The sequence below is a fragment of the Aminobacter sp. P4_H6_2 genome, from assembly GCF_056400805.1.
On sequence record NZ_JBFUKO010000525.1, the window covers coordinates 1 to 3,863 of the forward strand.

Annotated in this window: 4 protein-coding genes; 2 read left to right on the forward strand and 2 right to left on the reverse strand. The window is 57.8% G+C overall.

The annotated features are described in order from the left end of the window. On the forward strand, positions 1–382 hold a 382-nt coding region (locus tag AC1DUU_RS25755), incomplete at its 5' end, for a serine hydrolase (RefSeq protein WP_476786209.1). 609 nt (positions 383–991) lie between these two features. Here the strand turns inward: AC1DUU_RS25755 and AC1DUU_RS25760 are convergent. After that, positions 992–1,432, reverse strand: coding sequence for a hypothetical protein (locus AC1DUU_RS25760; RefSeq protein WP_476786210.1), 441 nt, complete (start codon positions 1,430–1,432; stop codon positions 992–994). 461 nt (positions 1,433–1,893) lie between these two features. On the opposite strand from AC1DUU_RS25760, the gene AC1DUU_RS25765 reads away from it, so the two are divergent. Further along, complete coding sequence (locus tag AC1DUU_RS25765; RefSeq protein ID WP_476786211.1) at positions 1,894–2,967, forward strand: aminopeptidase; 1,074 nt, start codon at positions 1,894–1,896, stop codon at positions 2,965–2,967. A gap of 426 nt (positions 2,968–3,393) precedes the next feature. Here the strand turns inward: AC1DUU_RS25765 and AC1DUU_RS25770 are convergent, their stop codons facing one another. Next, positions 3,394–3,717, reverse strand: coding sequence for a DUF6894 family protein (locus AC1DUU_RS25770; RefSeq protein ID WP_476786212.1), 324 nt, complete (start codon positions 3,715–3,717; stop codon positions 3,394–3,396). Positions 3,718–3,863 lie beyond the last annotated feature (146 nt).

A 3,863-nucleotide genomic window follows, 5' to 3' on the forward strand; every position in this document is an offset into this window, starting at 1 on the left:
ATATGAACCAGGTCACGGTTGGGCCTATTCAAATATCGGCTACCTAGAGGTCGCCAGATTGATCAAGAAAGCATCGGAGCTGTCCCTAACCGATGCTCTTGCCGAGCTCGTCTTCATTCCCGCCGAGCTTGCCTCAGCCAGGCTCGCCATCACTCCGGCTGATTTGGCAGATGTTCACATGGGCGATGTGGTCGGTTACCATCCGGGTTGGGTCTACCACGGACTGGTCGTGGGTACGGCGATAGACGCGGCCCGTCTTCTTCGCCGCTTATTGTCAGGCGATCTTGTTAGACCCGACTCGCTCTCCAGAATGCTCGAACCTAAACCGCTCCCCAATTTCGCTCGGAGCTTCATCCCGATTCTGCATACGGAATGGGACTGATGTTGTGGGCAACGAACCCGCTCGGCCATCCCATCGGACACAGTTGAAGTGGTCCAGGAAGTCGGATCGCTGTCTACGCGCAACAGGGAACAACCTGCGTCGTTTGGGCGGCTACGGCATCTGGTGCCAATCCCGAGGCGGAGGTCTTTCGAAGTCTGTGGAACGGCCGCATCTGAAGTGGGCCTGTCCGCGCAGGGCAGGTTGAACCTTCGTCCCTTTCTGCGGAACCACCGTTGTTTGGCTAGCGTTTATAACGGAAGCGTGTGTGTGCGACCCCTCTAGCACCGCGCTTCAGCATGGGGCCTGCCGGAGACCTCCCGGCAGGCCTTACTTTTAAGGCGAACCGGATTTTCAAGCCCAGCTGTTTCTTTGCTGTTCCAAGGGGGAGGGCTGCCGCGCGAAATTCTCCAGGTCGGTTCCCTCGGGCTATATTGACCGCAGCGGGGCCGTTGGCGAGTATCGCGCAGGCCCTGCACTTGGGTCGATTCCCAGACGAGTCCCCACGGGACGAAGCAGTGACACCGCGATTTGCTAGTCAATCAGCGTCTGATCATGCCTTGCTTGGCCGTGTGTTTCGCGAGACCTCTGGGTGCGGTCACGTCCCGTGCCTTAGCCAGGCGGTGCTGGCGGCAACTCGTAGAGAGTAAAGCCGTCCTGTCGGTCGCGTGCGACGTAGCCGATGATACCGAACCACCGAGCCACATCTGGGCGATCTTGCCAGCCCCGCGACTGGATTGGGACGTTGCCAGCAAGCTGTTGAATCCTGCGGATGTGCCGCTTGCAAAAGCGCACTGTCGCAGCCGTGAAGAACTCATCATGGGCAGCAAACAACGTTTCCGCGGCATCCGAATGTTCATGCCAGGCGATGATTGCCACTGTGCGGTCTCCTTCGACCAGCGCGTGCGCACGCCCTTCCTTCAGATTCATCATCAGGTTGTCGTGGGCGGATTTCGCATCTTTGCCTGCGGCGGCATATTCTTCTGACATTCGCGTGGACAGGTCGTGGAAGACTACCTCGAGATCTCCTACAGTTGCTGTTCGTGCTCTCATGTCTCCTCCTTGCCCCGAGGCAGCAGTTTGCCTCACGAAGGCGATATGTCCAGCAAAAGACATCTTTTCCGATAGCCGCCGACAGCATTACGTGCGGCAATCTCTGAACGTCAGCCATCGTGAATAACGTAGCCGAAAACCGCCGATCCGCTTCCGGCACCCCCGAGCGACTGTATCGCCGCCGGCATCGCGATGGGTCGTAAATTGCTAACGGAGCTGCGTAGATTGATGCAAACGTCCCAATGGCTGGGAGAAAGGCGGCCTAGACGGACAGTCCGCATGCCTCCGAGCCCGGCTTGGATCGCACTTCCGGGAATACAACGCGGATCACCGCACTGTGCCAATCTTGCCGAGGAATGAAGGTCTAGCCTACACCGCCTATCCCGGACCTGGATCAACTGATGTGAGACCGCGCGGGGGCAATCGCGGCATCTGGCCTGTTGGGATGTGTGAGCAGTGCAATGAGCAAATCGTCGACGCGTTCATTTTTTCGATTGCTTGCTGCGATGGTCACGGTGTCCGGCCTGGGCGGTTGCACCGGTATTTCCTACTACGCGCAATCCTTGAACGGTCACGTACAGATCATGACGGCGCGCCAGGATGTCGGCAAATTGATCGACGATCCTTCGACCCCAGAGGCGTTACGGGCCCGAATGTCATCGGCGAGCGCTGTACGGCAGTTTGCGACGGACGCACTGGCGTTGCCCGACAACAACAGCTACCGCACCTATGTCGATATCGGTCGGGACGCTGTGACATGGGCCGTGTTCGCCGCGCCGGAATTCTCGCTGACGCCACGAATATGGTGCTTTCCGGTTTTCGGCTGCGTTCCCTACCGGGGATATTTTTCCAAAAAGTCCGCGACTGAAACTGCCGAGGAACTTCAACGACAGGGGCTGGATGTTTATGTTACGGGCATCACCGCGTATTCCACCCTGGGCTGGTCAAGTGACCCGCTGCTAAACACGATGCTCAACCAAAATGAAACGTATCTCGCGGGGCTGGTGTTTCATGAGCTGGCCCACCAGCGCGTCTATGTGCATGACGATTCCGCATTCAACGAAGCTTTTGCAGTCGCCGTCGAAACGACCGGCGTGAGGAAATGGCTCCGCGCGGCTGGCGATCCTGCCGGTTTGCGCCGTTACGAACTTGACCGGAAACGCCGGGCTGAATTTCTTGCACTGGTGTCGCAAACCCGGGGCGAGTTAGGTCATGTCTACGACGGCGACGGCACCTCGGAGCAGAAGCGGGCGGCTAAAGCTGCCGCGATCGAACGGATGCGGATGCGCCACCGGCAGATCCGCGACGGGAACTGGGGTGGCTACCGGGGATACGATGCCTGGTTCGATGCCCCGATTAACAACGCGACGCTCGCAGCGACCTCCGTTTACGCCGATCGGGTTCCGGCGTTTCTCCGCTTGTTCGACGTGTGTTCAAGTGACCATTCACGGTTCTATGCGTCTGTTCAACGGATCGCCATGTTAGACAAAGCATACCGCGAGGAAGCGCTTAAGGCTGCAGATTCATGTGATTGAGCCCTCCGTCGTCGGCCCAGGATTCTTCGAACTCTAGCCGTAAAGCCGATCTTCCTCGACTGCGATCCGTGCGGTTTTATTCGAGCCCGAACAATCGCAGGCCGGGGCGGTGGATGATTTCCGAGATATTGTCTAGGGGCACGCGGGCATTCGCGTTCCTTCTACAATGTCATTGACCTTCCGTAGCGGACCAGCAGCGATCAAGATCGCGAACTGGTGGGGCGAACGACCAAGATGTCGGCGCAAAGCTGTCGGTCGCTTCGGCTGACCGAACGTCAGTTTGTATCACTCGTCCACGGAAAGCGGCCGGACATGTTGCCACCCCATAGACGCTGTAGACCTTGGCACATCTGCTTCCAACGCGGGAAATGATTTTCCGCGGCTCATCTAGGGCCGAAGCGGAACGGCAGCTTCCTCCCTTTGTGCCTAGCCTGATCTCTTCACCGAGGGATCCTCGGTTGGTGGTTCTTCATTTTCGCTGTCAGAGAAGACCGACTGAAAGTCGACGGTCGCGATCACGTACCCGGCTTCGTCAAATATTCGGGTGGCGAGCTTGCTGGGATCGTGCCGTTTTGTGACGTGATCCATCACGTTGTCTGCCATAGCTTGTCTTGCTTGTGCTTTGGCTGCCTCTATGTTCGCCAAGTCAAGTACCACGGGCTCTGCATCGGTCTCGTGAAGAAATTCAAATCGATATTTGGGCATGGTGCCTCCCGACGTTTCGTCGTCGGATAAGCGTGGTGCTGCCATTTTTGTTCCAGCCCAGATGGCCTTTTAGCAGCACATGACCACCGCACGCAGCGCTATGCTGATGTCAGATGAAGTGAGTAGATCTCCTCACCGTCGAATGTCGCAGCTTTTTCTCGCCTGGCATGTGCTTGGCCATGACGCGCAAT